Genomic DNA, 14,746 nt, shown 5'->3' with positions numbered 1-14,746 from the left:
CCTCTTCTCCCCAGCGGGGAGAAGGTGGCCCGCAGGGCCGGATGAGGGGGCGGCTGGCACCGAAATCGCGGAGAAAGCCCCCTCATCGCCTCGCATACGCTCGGCACTTCTCCCCGCCGGGGAGAAGAGGGAGTTTGTCGCAGTCGCCTTCGCTCCATATGCGATAGCCCTGTCCTTGGGGGGAGATGTCACAAAGTGCTGGATGTTTTTATCCTGGGTCGGCTCCGATCCAAGGAAACATGAGTTGGTCCCTGCCGGCATCTCGCGGATAATCGCGTACCGTTTCAGGCGGCCAATGTACGACTAAAACTTGCATTCCGCTCAGGCTGAATATACACGTATTCCGAGTATATTTTTGATGCAGTGCAGCGACGAACTTGCCTTGACGTGGCAGGCTTTTGGCAGTTCTATCGCAACTGATCTGCTGGACCAACCAGTAGGTCAGTTGGAGCCGGCGATGGAACCGATACTCACCCAGGTGCCGAAGGTCGGGCAGAGCCTTGACCGGCGCACGGCGCGCGATGTCATCGTCGACAAGCTGATGGTGCTGATCGCTACCAACATGCTGCGCCCGGGCGACGTCCTGCCGGGTGAACGCGAACTCGCCCATGTGCTTCATGTCAGCCGCGAGACGGTGCGTGGCGCCATCCAGACGCTGGCCGCGCGGGGCATCGTCGAGGTGTCCCACGGCAGCCGCACGCGGGTCTGCAATGTTGATCTCAGCCATCTCACCGTTACCATCGCTTCGCCCAATGCCATCGACAGCTACGATCTCGAGGACGTTCATGCGGCCCGGCTGCATATAGAGCTGAAGGTCGTCGGCGATGCGGCCGAGAGGATCGATGAAGACACCGTGAGCAAACTCAGAAGCCTGCTCGACGCGCAGAAGCTCTGTGGCGATGACGCCATGCGCTTCCTGATCTGCGACCGCGAATTCCATGTGGCGATCTACCGGGCCTGCGGAAACCCGCTGCTCTCCGATTTCGTCACCGATCTCTATACCTACATGATGAACTACCGGCGCAGCGCCATGTCACGGCCGGGCGCCATCGATGCCAGCTATGACGATCACACCGAGATCGTCGAGGCGCTGGAGCGGCGCGACCGGGATGCGGTGGTCGCCGCATTTCGTCGGCATCTCACGCGGATCCACGACACGACGAAGGAGCTGCTCGCATGAGCGGGCAGCCGAAGCGGGAAAAGAGCGGGACGACAAGTTGAGACGGCATACTGCATAATTCCGTTCGATTTGAGGACAAAATTATGCAGCAGTTTCAAAGTGCTACAGCGACTTTTGCGCGTCATGTCTGACGCGCGGCGCTGTAGCCGAATGGCAGACAGGGAGGTTCGCCGACAATGCATGTCATGGTAATAGGAGCGGCCGGGATGGTCGGCCGCAAGCTGGTGGAAAAGTTCGCCGCGGAGGAGGGCGCGCTTGGCTACGATATTTCCAGTCTGACGCTGGTCGATGTCATCGAGCCGCCGGTGCCGCAGGCGCTGTCTGCCGTTGCGACGACGTTTGCGCTTGATCTTTCAAAGGATGGCGCCGCCGAGAAACTCGTCAATTTGCGGCCCGGCGTGATCTTCCATCTCGCGGCGATCGTTTCCGGCGAGGCGGAGGCTGATTTCGACAAGGGCTACAAGGTCAATCTTGACGGAACACGAGCGCTCTTCGAGGCGATCCGCCATGAGGGGCTGCGGGAGCCCTACATTCCGCGCGTCATCTTTGCCTCATCGATCGCCGTTTTCGGCCAGCCGTTCCCCGAGAAGATCGGCGACGAGTTCTTCACCACGCCGCTGACGAGCTACGGTACGCAAAAGGCGATCTGCGAACTGCTTCTCGCCGACTATTCGAGGCGCGATATTTTCGACGGCGTCGGCATTCGCCTGCCAACGATCTGCGTCCGCCCGGGCAAGCCCAACAAGGCGGCATCCGGCTTCTTCTCCAACATTCTCCGCGAGCCGCTCGCCGGTCATGAGGCGGTGTTGCCGGTGGACGAGGATGTGCGCCACTGGTTTGCAAGCCCGCGTTCTGCGGTCGGCTTCTTCGTCCATGCGGCGCGGATGGATACGTCCCTGATCGGACCGAGGCGCAATCTCACCATGCCCGGCCTTTCCGCCCTCGTTGGCGAGGAGATCGAGGCGCTGCGGCGCGCCGCCGGCGACAAGGCCGTCAAGTTGATCCGCCGCAAGCCCGACCCGGTTATCCGCTCCATCGTGTCAGGATGGCCGGCCGATTTCGATGCGCGCCGCGCGGCCGAACTCGGTTTCAAGGCCGAGACCACGTTCGACGAGATCATCAGGATCCATATCGAAGACGAGCTCGGAGGGCAGATCTGAAATGGCGCGTGGTTCTAAGCCCGGCGAGGGCAAGATCGCATTGGTTACGGGCGGCGGCACGGGCGTCGGACGCGGCATCGCGCAAGCCCTGAGCGAGGAGGGCTATACCGTCGTCATCACCGGCCGGCGTGCCGACGTGCTCGAGAAAGCCGCAAGCGACATGGCATCGCAAACGGGTGGTACCGTGCGTGCGGTCAGGGCCGATATCGGCGATCCCAATGCGGTCGCCCGCCTTTTCGAAGCGATCCATACAGAGTTCGGCCGGCTCGACCTGCTGGTAAACAATGCCGGCTCCAACGTCCCGCCCGTGCCGCTGGAGGAGGTCACGTTCGACCAGTGGAGTGGCATTATTGCCGCAAACCTGACGGGCGCCTTCCTCTGCACGCAGCAGGCGTTCCGGCTGATGAAGGCGCAGACGCCGCGCGGTGGGAGGATCATCAACAACGGTTCGATCTCGGCCCAGACGCCGCGGCCGAACTCCGCTCCTTATACTGCGACGAAGCATGCGATCAGCGGGCTGACCAAGTCGACCGCCCTCGACGGGCGGGAATATGATATCGCCGGCGGCCAGATCGACATCGGCAACGCCGCGACCGACATGACGTCGAAGATGAATTCCGGGGTGTTGCAGGCGAATGGCGAGACCGCCAGCGAGCCGACGATCCCCGTCGCGCATATCGCCGACGCCGTCGTCTACATGGCGAGCCTGCCGCTCGACGCCAACGTGCTGACGATGACGGTGATGGCAACGAAGATGCCGCTGGTCGGGCGGGGGTAAGGGCAGGGAATCGGCGGTCGTCCGGAAACGGCATAAGGAAAGGCCGCCGGACGACCGCCGATTTCAGATGAAATTCCTATGGGAGGAAAGCATATGGCAGGCGTTGATTTCGTCGATGTCAAAAAATCATTCGGAGCCTTTCCCGTCATCAAGGGCGTGAACATCGAAATCGAGGACGGCGAATTCGTCATCCTTGTCGGCCCGTCCGGCTGCGGGAAATCGACGCTTCTGCGAATGCTGGCGGGTCTCGAAAACATTTCGGCCGGCGAAATCCGCATTGGCGACAAGGTGGTCAACGCCCTGCCGCCCAAGGATCGCGATATCGCCATGGTGTTCCAGAACTATGCGCTTTACCCGCATATGACGGTCGCCGACAACATGGCCTTCTCGCTGATGCTGAACGGCTCGCCGAAAGCCGAGATCGACAAGCGTGTCGGCACGGCAGCGGGCATTCTCGGGCTTTCCAAGCTGCTCGACCGCTATCCGCGCCAGCTCTCCGGCGGCCAGCGCCAGCGCGTGGCGATGGGCAGGGCGATCGTGCGCGATCCGCAGGTGTTTCTGTTCGACGAACCGCTGTCCAATCTTGACGCGAAACTGCGCGTGGCGATGCGCGCCGAGATCAAGGAACTGCACCAACGGCTGAAGACGACCACCGTCTATGTCACGCATGACCAGATCGAAGCGATGACCATGGCCGACAAGATCGTCGTCATGCATGACGGCATTGTCGAGCAGATCGGCGCGCCGCTCGACCTTTACGACAATCCTGCCAATCTTTTCGTCGCCGGTTTCATCGGCTCGCCGGCGATGAACATGATCAAGGGCAGGCTGGACCCGCAAAATCCGAACAGCTTCATCGCAACCGACGGCATGGCGCTGCCGGTCGCGCGGCCGCCCTCGGCGGCAAGGGGGCGCGATCTAATCTACGGTCTGCGGCCGGAATATATGTCGCTCGACCCGAACGGGTTTCCCGTGACCGTCGCCGTGATCGAGCCCACCGGTTACGAGACGCAGTTGATCGTGCGCTTCGGTGGCACCGACGTCACCTGCGTTTTCCGCGAGCGCGTGACCGCGAAACCGGGGGAGGCGATCCATCTGTCGATCGATGCCGATCATGTCCACCTGTTCGACGCAGAAACCGGCGTGCGGCTGATCGACTGATACCGCCCCGTTTTACGGCTGCGTCGGGAGAGGAGCCCTGACGCATCCCGTTTCGGGTCGGCGTTTCCGGCGGTGCCGGAAGCCCTTGTTGCAGCATTCGCCAAACGGGACGGCGAGTGCCGAAAGGACCAGGTCCCGTGTCACCAGGAGGAGCATTATGACTTTCAAGAGACGTGATTTTCTCACCGCATCGGCCGCGCTGGCGGGGATAGCCGGCCTTTCGCCCTTCGGCATCCGTCCGTCTTTCGCGCAAGGTGCGGAGCCGGCCTACAAGCCGGAGGAAGGGGCGAGCCTCAGGCTGTTGCGCTGGACACCCTTCGTCAAGGGCGACGAGGATGCATGGCTGGCGAACACCGCGAAATTCACTGAAGCGACCGGCGTCGAGGTCCGCATCGACAAGGAAAGCTGGGAGGACATTCGCCCGAAGGCGGCCGTCGCCGCCAATGTCGGTTCCGGGCCGGATCTGGTGATGTGCTGGTTCGACGACGCCCATCAATATCCCGACAAGCTCGTGGATCTGACCGAGCTCGCCAATTATCTCGGCGGCAAATATGGCGGCTGGTATGACGGCCTGAAGGGCTATGCGACGCGCGACGACAAGTTCATCGCCATGCCGCTGACGGCCATCGGCAACGCCGTCTGCTACCGTGACAGTCACATGAAGGCGGCCGGCTTCAGCGAATTTCCGAAGGACACCGACGGCTTCCTCGAACTCTGCAAGGCCATGAAGGCCAAGGGAACGCCGGCCGGTTTCCCGCACGGCAAGGCCGTTGGCGACGGCAACAACTATGCCCATTGGCTGCTCTGGAGCCACGGCGGCAAGATGGTCGACGAAGGCAGCAAAGTCGTCATCAACAGCCCTGAAACGCTGAAGGCGGTCAACTACGCCAAGTCGCTTTACGAGACCTTCATTCCGGGTACCGAGAGCTGGCTCGACATCAACAACAACCGCGCCTTCCTGGCGGGCCAGATATCGCTGACGGCAAACGGCGTCTCGCTCTACTACGCGTCGAAAAAAGACCCGGCGATGGCGGAACTCTCGGCCGATATCCGTACGACGAACTTCCCGATAGGCCCGGTCGGCCAGAGCGTCGAGCTGCACCAGACGAGTTCGCTGCTGTTGTTCAACCACACGAAATATCCGGAAGCGGCCAAGGCCTATATCAAGTTCATGATGGAGGCCGATCAGATGAACGCCTGGATCACGGGCTCCAGCGCCTATTGCTGCCAGCCGCTCAAGGCTTTCGCCGACAATCCCGTCTGGACGTCCGATCCGATCCACGCGCCCTATGCGCGTGCCTCGGAAACGCTACGTCCTAACGGCTATGCCGGACCGCTCGGCTATGCGTCCGCCGGCGTGATGGCCGATTATGTGCTGGTCGACATGTTCGCCAGCGCCGTCACGGGGCAGATGACGCCGGAAGAGGCGATTGTCGAGGCTGAGCGCCGAGCAAACCGCTACTACCGGGTCTAGATCCCAAAGCGGCTCGCACGGGTCGCTGAGACGGGCTATCGGCGGAAATGCCGCCGATAGCCGTTCCCCAATTCGCTTTACGGGAGATGTCCGATGTCCTCAGTGTCATCCAGGAAGCCGCCATCGGCGATGGCCTCGCTCATGCAGAACAGGAACATGATCGGTTTCCTCTTCATGCTTCCGGCTGCCGTCTTCCTCGTCTGCTTCCTGACCTATCCGCTCGGTCTCGGCGTCTGGCTCGGCTTCACCGATACGCGCATCGGCCGCGACGGGGTGTTCATCGGGCTCGAGAACTACGTGTTCCTTGCCGAGGACTCGGTCTTCTGGCTCTCGGTCTTCAACACGCTTCTCTACACGGTCGTGGCATCGATCCTGAAATTCGTCTTCGGGCTCTGGCTGGCACTCCTGTTGAATGAAAACCTGCCGTTCAAGTCGTTCTTCCGGGCGATCGTGCTCTTGCCCTGGGTGGTTCCGACCGTGCTTTCGGCACTTGCCTTCTGGTGGATCTACGATGCGCAGTTCTCGATCATCTCCTGGTCGCTGATGCAGCTCGGCGTGATCGACAGCCCGATCAACTTCCTCGGCGATCCGGTCAATGCCCGGGCCTCGGTGATCGCAGCCAATGTCTGGCGCGGCATTCCCTTCGTCGCCATTTCGTTGCTGGCTGGTCTGCAGACCATTCCGGCCTCGCTGCAGGAGGCGGCGTCGCTGGACGGTGCGACGAGCTGGCAACGCTTCCGCTATGTGACGCTGCCGATGCTGACGCCGATCATTGCCGTCGTCATGACCTTCTCGGTGCTGTTCACCTTCACCGACTTCCAGCTCATTTATGTGCTCACCAAGGGCGGGCCGGTCAACGCGACGCATCTGATGGCGACGCTCTCCTTCCAGCGCGGCATTCCCGGCGGGCAGCTGGGCGAGGGGGCGGCGATCGCGGTGGCGATGATCCCCTTCCTGCTTGCCGCCATCATGTTCAGCTTCTTCGGTCTGCAACGCCGCAAATGGCAGCAGGGCGGCCAGGATTGATTGGGGAGAATGACGATGACCGTGAAATCCGAAGATGCCGTTCTGACCGACGACGTACAGGGCATGACCTATCTCAACCGCCTGCCGCGCAGGATCGTGATGGTTTATCTGCCGATGGCGGTGTTTGTCTTCGTGCTGCTCTTTCCATTCTACTGGATGGCGATCACGGCGATTAAGCCGAATTCGCAGCTGACCGACTACAACAATTACAGCCCCTTCTGGGTGGTCGGGCCGACGCTCGATCATATCAAGTACCTGCTGTTCGAGACTTCCTATCCGGGCTGGCTGTGGAACACGATGCTGGTGGCGACCTGCGCGACATTCCTGTCGCTGGCGGCATCCGTGTTTGCGGCCTACGCGATCGAGCGGGTGCGGTTTTCGGGCTCGCGGCCGGTGGGCCTGATGATCTTTCTCGCCTATCTCGTGCCGCCTTCGATCCTCTTCATCCCGCTGGCGTTCATCGTCTTCAAGTTCGGCATCTACGATTCCAGGCTGGCGCTGATCTTCACCTATCCGACCTTCCTCATCCCCTTCTGCACCTGGCTGCTGATGGGCTATTTCCGGTCGATCCCGTTCGAGCTCGAGGAGAGCGCGCTGGTGGACGGCGCGACGCGCTGGCAGATCCTGATCAAGATCATCCTGCCGCTTGCCGTCCCCGGACTGATATCGGCCGGCATCTTTGCCTTCACGCTGTCCTGGAACGAATTCATCTATGCGCTGACCTTCATCCAGTCTTCGGAAAACAAGACCGTGCCCGTCGGCGTGCTGACGGAACTGGTGCGCGGCGACGTGTTCGAATGGGGCGCGCTGATGGCCGGTGCGCTGTTCGGCTCGCTGCCGGTGGTGATCCTCTATTCCTTCTTCGTCGATTATTACGTGTCGTCCATGACCGGGGCGGTGAAGGAATGAGTGCCCGTTTCAGGCTATACGGCGGCGCGCGTCATGGAGTTGGCCCCTCCTGCTCCCGATCTCCCCTTGAGGGCAAGGCTATCGCATAGGGATTTGCAGCTTGCTCCCTCTTCTCCCCGGCGGGGAGAAGGTGGCGCCCCCGGGTCTTGCCTTCGGCAAGCCCGAGGACAGGCTGCGGGCCGGATGAGGGGGGCGGCTGGCACCGAAATTGCCGAGAACCCCCCTCATCGCCTCGCATACGCTCGGTACTTCTCCCCGCGGGGGAGAAGAGGGAGCTTGTCGCAACCGCCTTCGCTCCTGGCGATAGTCCTGCCCCAAAGGGATTCCGATTTAAGGAACAATGCAGCAGCGCGTTCAATCGTGGTCGTGGCCGTGATGCGACGGCAGGTCGAGGCCGAAGGTCTTGGTGAGATCGCTGACCTGCGCCGGGCTGAGATAGCGGGGGTTGAGATTGCGCAGCAGCAGATAGAGCTTCGCGGTCTCCTCCAACTCCTCGGTCGCGAACACTGCCGCCTCCAGGCTGTCGCCGGCGACAACCGGTCCGTGATTGGCCAGAAGCACCGACGAATATTTTCCCGCCAGCCCGCGGATCGCGTCGGCCACTGCCGGATCACCGGGACGATAATAGGGGACCAGCGCGGTCTCGCCGGCACGCATGAGATAATAAGGCGTCATCGGCGGCAGGGCGGCGCGCGGATCGATTTCCGGCAGCATGGTCAGCGCCACCGCATGGGTGGAGTGAAGATGGACGATGGCGCGGGCGCTGCCGCGCGTGTCGTAGAGCGCAGTGTGAAGCGGAATTTCCTTGGTCGGCTTGTCACCGGACAGGAGCCGGCCTCCAGCATCCAGCCGTGAGATCCGGGCCGGGTCGAGAAAACCGAGCGAGGCGTTGGTCGGCGTGACCAGCCAGCCGCCGTCCTCCAGCCGCAGCGATATATTGCCCGACGAACCGGGCGTCAGCCCGCGCTCGAACAGCGAGCGGCCGTAGCGGCAGATTTCCTCACGCAGACGCGCGTCGGACATGACAATTCCTCCAGTATCAGAGCGGTTCAGTTCACAATACACGACAGTAGCCTTCGGGCATCTCTCCTTAAAGGGCAGGTTTATGCATATGGAGTTGCGGCTTGCTGCCTCTTCTCCCCGGCGGGGAGAAGGTGGCGCCCCCGGGTCTTGCCGTCGGCAAGCCCGAGGACAGGCTGCGCGCCGGATGAGGGGGCGGCTGGCGACCGAAATCGCCGAGAAGCCCCCCTCATCGCCTCGCATACGCTCGGCACTTCTCCCCGCGGAGGAGAAGAGGGAACTTATCGCACTAGGCGGTTGCCCCTTCGATCAGTTCGAAGCCGAGATCGACAACCTGGGGTGGCGCGTTGGTGACGACAAGCTGTGCCGCCACCTGACCGGTCGCCACGCGCGGCGTGCGGATGGTCGAAAGCGGCTGCGGCGTCGCGCGGCCGATATCGAGGCCGTTATAGCCGAATATGGCAAGCTCGGAAGGGATCGAAATCCCCCGCGCCAGGCAGTGAAAATAACCGCCCAGTGCCATGTCGTCGTTCGAGAAATAAACCGCATCGAGCCCGGGCGTCCGGGCACGCAACCGCTCCAGCCCCAGCCTGCCGTTCTCCACGGATGATGCCCCCACGAGGATTTCGCGGTCGGCGAGGGGGGCGCCGCCCGCGCCGAGCGTTTCGCAAAAGCCGGAAAACCGCTTGCCGGCGCGGGTATCGCGGTTCAGGTCGTGGCCGACATAGCCGATCCGGCGATAGCCCCGCTTGAGCAGGAAGGCGGCACTTTCGCGTCCGGCCGCACGGTTGGAGAAGCCGACCGCCAGATCCAGCGCATCACCGTCCACATCGAGCAGTTCGACGATCCGGCAACCGCTTGCCCGCAGCATCTTCACGGTGCCGTTTGTGTGCTCGTATCCCGCCAGCATGACGGCCGCCGGCCGCCAGGCGAGCATCGCGGCGGCAAGCGCTTCCTCCTTGCCCGGATCATAGTCGGTGACGGAGAAAACCGCCTGGTACCGGTTTTCCTCCAGAATGGCGCTGGCGCCGCGCAGCACATCGGGAAAGACGATGTTGGACAGCGAGGGAATGACGAAGGCAACAAGACGCGAAGAGGTGGAGGCCAGCGTTCCCGCGATCCGGTTCGGCACATAGCCCAGCCGCTCGACCGCAGCCATCACCCGGTCCCGCGTCTTGCCGGAAAACGAGCCGTGGTTGCGCAGCACGCGCGACACCGTGCTCTCGCCGACGCCGGCCGCTTCGGCGACCTCGGCAAGCGTCACTGTCGCCTGGTGTTTGAATTCCATCGTCACTTTTGACCCAGCCTTGGGGCGCACGCTTCAGCCACTAAGCAATCATCCGTTCGATGACGCTCGCCGCGCTGCCCTCATTTTTCACCGCTCGCGCCAAGAAGCAAGAATTTTTTGGCAGCGCTACCAATTTTGTATTGGCAGCGCTGCCAAAATGCGTTAAAGAAAATGGCAGCGCTGCCAAAAGATGGCTTGGCGTGCCGCGGGAGGACCTTCGGGAGCCGCGGCAACAACTGGAGGAGAAAATCATGACGCTGCAAACGCAGGCGCCAGTCGATGGCGTGTACGCCGCACAGGCGGTGGAAGATCGTGCCTATGGCAAGGTATTTTGGCGGATCGTGCCATTTTTGATGCTGTGCTACGTGGTCGCCTATCTCGACCGCGTCAATGTCGGCTTCGCCAAGCTGCAGATGTCGAGCGAACTCGGCCTCTCGGAAGCGGCCTATGGCATCGGCGCAGGCATTTTCTTCATCGGCTATTTTCTGTTCGAAGTGCCGAGCAACGTCATCATGAACAAGGTCGGCGCGCGGGTGTGGATCGCCCGTATCATGCTGACCTGGGGCATCATTTCCGCAGCCTTCATGTTCACCTCGTCGGAAACCGTGTTCTATGTCCTGCGTTTTCTGCTGGGCGTTGCCGAAGCCGGATTTTTCCCCGGCATCATTCTCTACCTGACCGCCTGGTATCCGGCTAATCGCCGCGCCAGGATCATCACCACCTTCATGTCCGCGATCCCGATATCCGCCATTTTCGGCAATCCGCTTTCGGGCCTCTTGATGGACAGTTTCCACGGCACGCACGGCCTTTCCGGCTGGCAGTGGATGTTCCTCATCGAAGCCATTCCGGCCATCCTTTTCGGCGTCGCCACGTTCTTCTACCTCGACGATACGATCCGTGCCGCGAAATGGCTGGACGATGAGGAAAAGGCTGTGCTGACGGCGAATATCGAGGCGGAGAACAAGGCCAAGGTCGCAAGCCCCCACAGCATTGCTGGAACGCTGACCGACCGCCGTGTCTGGCTGATGTGCCTGATCTACTTCTGCTTCGTGCTCGGGCAATATGGCTTGAATTTCTGGATGCCGTCCATCGTCAAGGCCTCCGGCGTCACCGGAAACGTGAATATCGGCCTGATTTCCGCGATCCCCTATATCTGCACGTTCGTCGCCATGCTGGCGCTCGGACGCTCCGCCGACAGGTTGCGCGAGCGCCGGTGGCACCTCGTCATTCCCGCGCTCATCGCCGCCGGCGGCTTTGTCGCCGCGACCATGGCAACGAGCACGACGGCCTCGATCGTCTGCCTCTCGCTGGCCGCTGCCGGCGCCATCAGCTGCGCGCCGCTCTTCTGGTCGCTTCCGACGGCTTTTCTCGCCGGCGCGGGGGCTGCGGCCGGCATCGCCTGGATCAATTCGGTCGGCAACCTCGCCGGATTTCTCGGGCCGTTCCTGGTAGGCTATCTGAAAGACCTTACCGGCACCAACAGCGCCGGCATGTATCTTCTGGCGGCAGCTCTGGTCATTGGTTCGGTGGCCGTGTTGAAGGTTCCGGCGAAAACCGTCAATCGCTAGACATCTGCCCCTCCGGATGGCCACATCCGGAGGGGCAGCTCTTCCCATCACAAGACAGGAGAACAACGTCATGTCACCGTTTGCTGAAAGCTCAGGCACCGTCGTCGCCGCCGTCATCGGTCTCGGTTCCATGGGGCTTGGCATGGCCCGGTCGATGAAGCGCGCGGGTCTCGACGTCGTCGGCTATGACATCACGCCCGCGGCGGTGGACCGCTTCGTCGCCGAGGGTGGTCGTGGCGCAGCCACCCCCGCCGGTGTGGCAGAGGGGGCCGATATCGTTGTTTCCGTGGTCGTCAACGGTGCCCAGACCGAGGCCGTGCTGTTCGGCCCCGAGGGTATTGCGAGCACGATGAAGCCCGGTGCCGTCTTCATCTCCTCGGCAACCATGGATCCCGCCGTCGCACGCGACCTGTCGCAGCGGACGGAGGCTCTCGGCCTCTATTACCTCGATGCGCCGATTTCGGGCGGCGCGGCCAAGGCGACGAGCGGCCAACTGACGATCATGGCATCCGGCTCCAGACAGGCGTTCGACACGGCCCGCCCGGCGCTCGACGCCATGGCCGGCAAGGTCTACGAACTCGGCGACGCGGCCGGTACCGGTGCCGCCTTCAAGATGATCAACCAGCTTCTTGCCGGGGTGCATATCGCAGCCGCCTGCGAGGCGATAACCTTCGCCGCCAAGCAGGGCCTTGATCTCGACAAGGTCTATGAGGTGATCACCGCCTCGGCCGGCAATTCGTGGATGTTCGAAAACCGCGTGCCGCATGTGCTGGCCGGAGACTATACTCCGCTCAGCAGCATCGAGATTTTCGTCAAGGATCTTGGCATCGTTCAGGACATGGCCCGCTCCGAGCGCTATCCGGTGCCGCTCGCGGCCGCGGCCCTGCAGATGTATCTCGCCGCCTCCGGCGCGGGCATGGGCCGTGATGACGATTCCTCGCTAGCGCGCCTCTATGCCCAGCTCTCGGGCGCAGCGTTGCCCGGTGCGGCCGAAGAGCCGCAGAAGCCGTAAAGGAACCCCACCATGCCGGTTTTCGCCGCCAACCTGACGATGATGTTCAACGAATGGGCGTTTCTCGACCGCTTCGACGCCGCGGCCGATGCCGGCTTTGCCGCCGTCGAATATCTCTTTCCCTATGAAGCCGAACCGGAGGCAATCGCCGAGCGGCTTGCCCGCAACAATCTGCAGCAAGCGCTGTTCAACTTGCCGCCGGGTGACTGGGCAGGAGGCGAGCGGGGTATCGCGGCGCTTCCCGGCCGGTTCGATGCGTTGAAAGTCGATGTCGAGCGCGCTCTCGACTATGCGGCGGCGACAGACGTGAAGCGGTTGCACCTGATGGCAGGCCTTGCCGATCCCCATGACCAGGACGCCGCCTTATCTTACCGGCGCTCCGTCGCCTATACCGCCGGGCGGCTTGCGGAAAAAGGCATCGATCTTCTGCTTGAGCCGATCAACGGGCGAAACATGCCGGGATATTTCCTCAATGATTTCGGCGCCGCCGAGCGGCTGATCGCGGAACTCGGCCTGCCCAACCTGAAGCTCCAGTTCGACATCTATCACCGCCAGATCCTTCATGGCGACGTCGTCATGGCCTTGCGCCGCCTCCTGCCGATCACCGGCCATATCCAGATCGCCAGCGTGCCGTCACGCAACGAGCCGGACGGGGAGGAGTTGAACTATCCCTATCTGTTTGAGGAAATCGACAGGCTCGGTTACAGCGGCTTTGTCGGCTGCGAATACATCCCCCGGGGTCACACGCTGGACGGCCTCGACTGGTTCAGACCTTTTGCACGGAGCTAGCTGATGACCATTCTGCTTGGATCGATTGCCGACGATTACACCGGCGCGTCAGACCTTGCCAACACGCTGACGAGGAACGGCCTTCGCACCGTGCAGACGGTCGGCATTCCCGATTCGTCCCTGGCGTTGCCTGATGTCGACGCGGTCGTCGTCTCCTTGAAAATCCGCTCGGTTGCGGCCGCCGACGCCGTGGCTGCGGCGACGCAAGCCGACCGATGGCTGCGCGAGCGGGGCGCGACCCATGTGCTGTACAAGATCTGCTCGACCTTCGATTCCACCGATGCCGGCAATATCGGTCCGGTGACGGAGGCCCTGAGCGCTGCTGCCGGTGGCGGATTGGTGCTGGCGACACCTGCCTTTCCGGAAACGGGCCGCACCGTCTATCTCGGCCATCTCTTCGTCGGCGGACAGCCGCTGAATGAAAGCCCGCTCAAGGACCACCCGCTCAATCCGATGCACGACGCCAATCTCGTGCGGGTTCTCGCCCGACAATCACAAGGCGCCATCGGGCTTGTCGATCTTGCTGCCGTCGCGGCCGGACCCGGCGCCGTCAAGGCGAGGCTCGATGCCCTGCGTGAGGCGGGCGTCACCGCGGCCATCGCCGATGCGATCTTCGAACGGGATCTTGAAACGCTCGGCGAGATCGCGCTTGAAACTGCGGTATCCACCGGCGCATCGGGCCTTGGCCTCGGCCTTGCCCGCGCGCTCGTCCGCTCCGGCCAGGTACCTTCTGGAGCCGCAAACACGGCCGACGCCATTCGCCCCGTCGGCGGGCTTTCGGCGATCGTTGCCGGCAGTTGCTCCAGAGCGACGCTGCGGCAGCTCGAAGTGGCCGAACGCTCGATGCCCGTCCTGCGGCTCGACCCGGAAAAGCTGCTTGCCGGCCCGGACGAGATTTCCGCGGCGATTTCCTGGGCTGGAGACCGCATTTCCGCCGGCCCCGTCGTCGTTGCCGCGAGCGCGTCGCCGGAGACGGTTTCGCGGCTGCAATCGCAATATGGACGGGAAGCCTCGGGTCACGCGATCGAAGCCGCGACGTCGATCATCGCCGCCGAACTGGTGGCAAGAGGCGTGCGGCGCCTGGTGATCGCCGGTGGCGAAACCTCCGGCGCCGCGGTCGACAGGCTCGCCATTCCCGCCTTCCTGATCGGCCCGGAGATCGCGCCCGGCGTGCCGGTATTGCGAACGGTCGGCAATGCGCAGGGCGACATGCTCCTGGCGCTGAAATCCGGAAACTTCGGCGGCGAGGATTTCTTCACGGCCGCGCTGGCGATGATGCACTGAGGGGGGACTCAGCCGGCACTCCGCGGCGGTCTGGGGGCATTCTCATCCGGCGTGGGAAGGCCGCTGCCTCCGTCATCCTCGGGTCAAGCCCGAGGAT

The 14,746-nt window shown here is 62.8% G+C and carries 13 protein-coding genes; 11 read left to right on the top strand and 2 right to left on the bottom strand.

Annotation, left to right across the window (positions count from 1 at the left end; genetic code table 11):
* Positions 1-457: 457 nt before the first annotated feature.
* The 7 genes from ACSQ2Z_RS16315 to ACSQ2Z_RS16285 all read left to right on the top strand — a co-directional run bounded on the left by ACSQ2Z_RS16315 (position 458) and on the right by ACSQ2Z_RS16285 (position 7,688).
* A complete protein-coding gene (locus ACSQ2Z_RS16315) occupies positions 458-1,180 on the top strand; it encodes a FadR/GntR family transcriptional regulator (RefSeq protein WP_436082145.1) in 723 nt (240 codons plus the stop codon).
* A 176-nt stretch (positions 1,181-1,356) separates the two neighbouring features.
* The gene (denD, locus tag ACSQ2Z_RS16310) at positions 1,357-2,340 is read left to right on the top strand and encodes a D-erythronate dehydrogenase (RefSeq protein WP_436082144.1); all 984 of its coding nucleotides are present in this window, start codon (positions 1,357-1,359) and stop codon (positions 2,338-2,340) included.
* 1 nt (position 2,341) lies between these two features.
* Positions 2,342-3,118 (top strand): SDR family oxidoreductase, encoded by a 777-nt coding sequence (locus ACSQ2Z_RS16305; protein ID WP_436082143.1) that lies wholly within the window; start codon positions 2,342-2,344, stop codon positions 3,116-3,118.
* A 93-nt stretch (positions 3,119-3,211) separates the two neighbouring features.
* Entirely contained in the window at positions 3,212-4,279 is a 1,068-nt protein-coding gene (locus ACSQ2Z_RS16300; protein WP_436082142.1) for an ABC transporter ATP-binding protein, read from the top strand.
* Positions 4,280-4,436: 157 nt separating this feature from the next.
* Entirely contained in the window at positions 4,437-5,753 is a 1,317-nt protein-coding gene (locus tag ACSQ2Z_RS16295) for an ABC transporter substrate-binding protein (RefSeq protein ID WP_436082141.1), read from the top strand.
* 93 nt (positions 5,754-5,846) lie between these two features.
* Positions 5,847-6,779, top strand: a complete 933-nt coding sequence (locus ACSQ2Z_RS16290) for a carbohydrate ABC transporter permease (protein WP_436082140.1) — start codon at positions 5,847-5,849, stop codon at positions 6,777-6,779.
* Positions 6,780-6,788: 9 nt separating this feature from the next.
* Positions 6,789-7,688 carry a carbohydrate ABC transporter permease gene (locus ACSQ2Z_RS16285; RefSeq protein WP_037124318.1) on the top strand — a complete coding sequence of 300 codons (900 nt, stop codon included), beginning with the start codon at positions 6,789-6,791 and terminating at the stop codon, positions 7,686-7,688.
* Positions 7,689-8,042: 354 nt separating this feature from the next.
* Here ACSQ2Z_RS16285 and otnC read toward each other — a convergent pair whose 3' ends face one another.
* Together otnC and ACSQ2Z_RS16275 are read right to left on the bottom strand one after the other, a co-directional pair.
* Positions 8,043-8,711, bottom strand: coding sequence for a 3-oxo-tetronate 4-phosphate decarboxylase (gene otnC / locus ACSQ2Z_RS16280; RefSeq protein ID WP_436082139.1), 669 nt, complete (start codon positions 8,709-8,711; stop codon positions 8,043-8,045).
* A gap of 286 nt (positions 8,712-8,997) precedes the next feature.
* A complete protein-coding gene (locus ACSQ2Z_RS16275; protein ID WP_436082138.1) occupies positions 8,998-9,996 on the bottom strand; it encodes a LacI family DNA-binding transcriptional regulator in 999 nt (332 codons plus the stop codon).
* 251 nt (positions 9,997-10,247) lie between these two features.
* On the opposite strand from ACSQ2Z_RS16275, the gene ACSQ2Z_RS16270 reads away from it, so the two are divergent.
* The 4 genes from ACSQ2Z_RS16270 (at position 10,248) to otnK (ending at position 14,649) form a co-directional block, all read left to right on the top strand.
* Positions 10,248-11,564, top strand: a complete 1,317-nt coding sequence (locus ACSQ2Z_RS16270) for an MFS transporter (RefSeq protein ID WP_436082137.1) — start codon at positions 10,248-10,250, stop codon at positions 11,562-11,564.
* 70 nt (positions 11,565-11,634) lie between these two features.
* Entirely contained in the window at positions 11,635-12,576 is a 942-nt protein-coding gene (gene ltnD, locus ACSQ2Z_RS16265) for an L-threonate dehydrogenase (protein WP_436082136.1), read from the top strand.
* 12 nt (positions 12,577-12,588) lie between these two features.
* Positions 12,589-13,365 carry a 2-oxo-tetronate isomerase gene (gene otnI, locus ACSQ2Z_RS16260; RefSeq protein WP_436082135.1) on the top strand — a complete coding sequence of 259 codons (777 nt, stop codon included), beginning with the start codon at positions 12,589-12,591 and terminating at the stop codon, positions 13,363-13,365.
* Between the two features lie 3 nt (positions 13,366-13,368).
* Positions 13,369-14,649: a 3-oxo-tetronate kinase gene (gene otnK / locus ACSQ2Z_RS16255; protein ID WP_436082134.1), complete on the top strand. Its 1,281-nt coding sequence runs from the start codon at positions 13,369-13,371 to the stop codon at positions 14,647-14,649.
* Positions 14,650-14,746: the final 97 nt, after the last annotated feature.

It is taken from the genome of Pararhizobium sp. LjRoot235, from assembly GCF_964254145.1.
In the GTDB taxonomy this organism is placed as follows: domain Bacteria; phylum Pseudomonadota; class Alphaproteobacteria; order Rhizobiales; family Rhizobiaceae; genus Pararhizobium.
This window is presented reverse-complemented; position numbering and strand designations above follow the sequence as displayed.

Excerpts from the sequence above, each read along its gene's own strand:
- ACSQ2Z_RS16290 (WP_436082140.1), top strand. The coding sequence starts at position 5,847 with ATGTCCTCAGTGTCATCCAGGAAGCCGCCATCGGCGATGGCCTCGCTC.
- ACSQ2Z_RS16275 (WP_436082138.1), bottom strand. The coding sequence starts at position 9,996 with ATGGAATTCAAACACCAGGCGACAGTGACGCTTGCCGAGGTCGCCGAA.
- denD (WP_436082144.1), top strand. The coding sequence starts at position 1,357 with ATGCATGTCATGGTAATAGGAGCGGCCGGGATGGTCGGCCGCAAGCTG.
- otnK (WP_436082134.1), top strand. The coding sequence starts at position 13,369 with ATGACCATTCTGCTTGGATCGATTGCCGACGATTACACCGGCGCGTCA.
- ACSQ2Z_RS16300 (WP_436082142.1), top strand. The coding sequence starts at position 3,212 with ATGGCAGGCGTTGATTTCGTCGATGTCAAAAAATCATTCGGAGCCTTT.
- ACSQ2Z_RS16305 (WP_436082143.1), top strand. The coding sequence starts at position 2,342 with ATGGCGCGTGGTTCTAAGCCCGGCGAGGGCAAGATCGCATTGGTTACG.
- otnC (WP_436082139.1), bottom strand. The coding sequence starts at position 8,711 with ATGTCCGACGCGCGTCTGCGTGAGGAAATCTGCCGCTACGGCCGCTCG.
- ltnD (WP_436082136.1), top strand. The coding sequence starts at position 11,635 with ATGTCACCGTTTGCTGAAAGCTCAGGCACCGTCGTCGCCGCCGTCATC.
- ACSQ2Z_RS16315 (WP_436082145.1), top strand. The coding sequence starts at position 458 with ATGGAACCGATACTCACCCAGGTGCCGAAGGTCGGGCAGAGCCTTGAC.
- otnI (WP_436082135.1), top strand. The coding sequence starts at position 12,589 with ATGCCGGTTTTCGCCGCCAACCTGACGATGATGTTCAACGAATGGGCG.
- ACSQ2Z_RS16285 (WP_037124318.1), top strand. The coding sequence starts at position 6,789 with ATGACGATGACCGTGAAATCCGAAGATGCCGTTCTGACCGACGACGTA.
- ACSQ2Z_RS16270 (WP_436082137.1), top strand. The coding sequence starts at position 10,248 with ATGACGCTGCAAACGCAGGCGCCAGTCGATGGCGTGTACGCCGCACAG.
- ACSQ2Z_RS16295 (WP_436082141.1), top strand. The coding sequence starts at position 4,437 with ATGACTTTCAAGAGACGTGATTTTCTCACCGCATCGGCCGCGCTGGCG.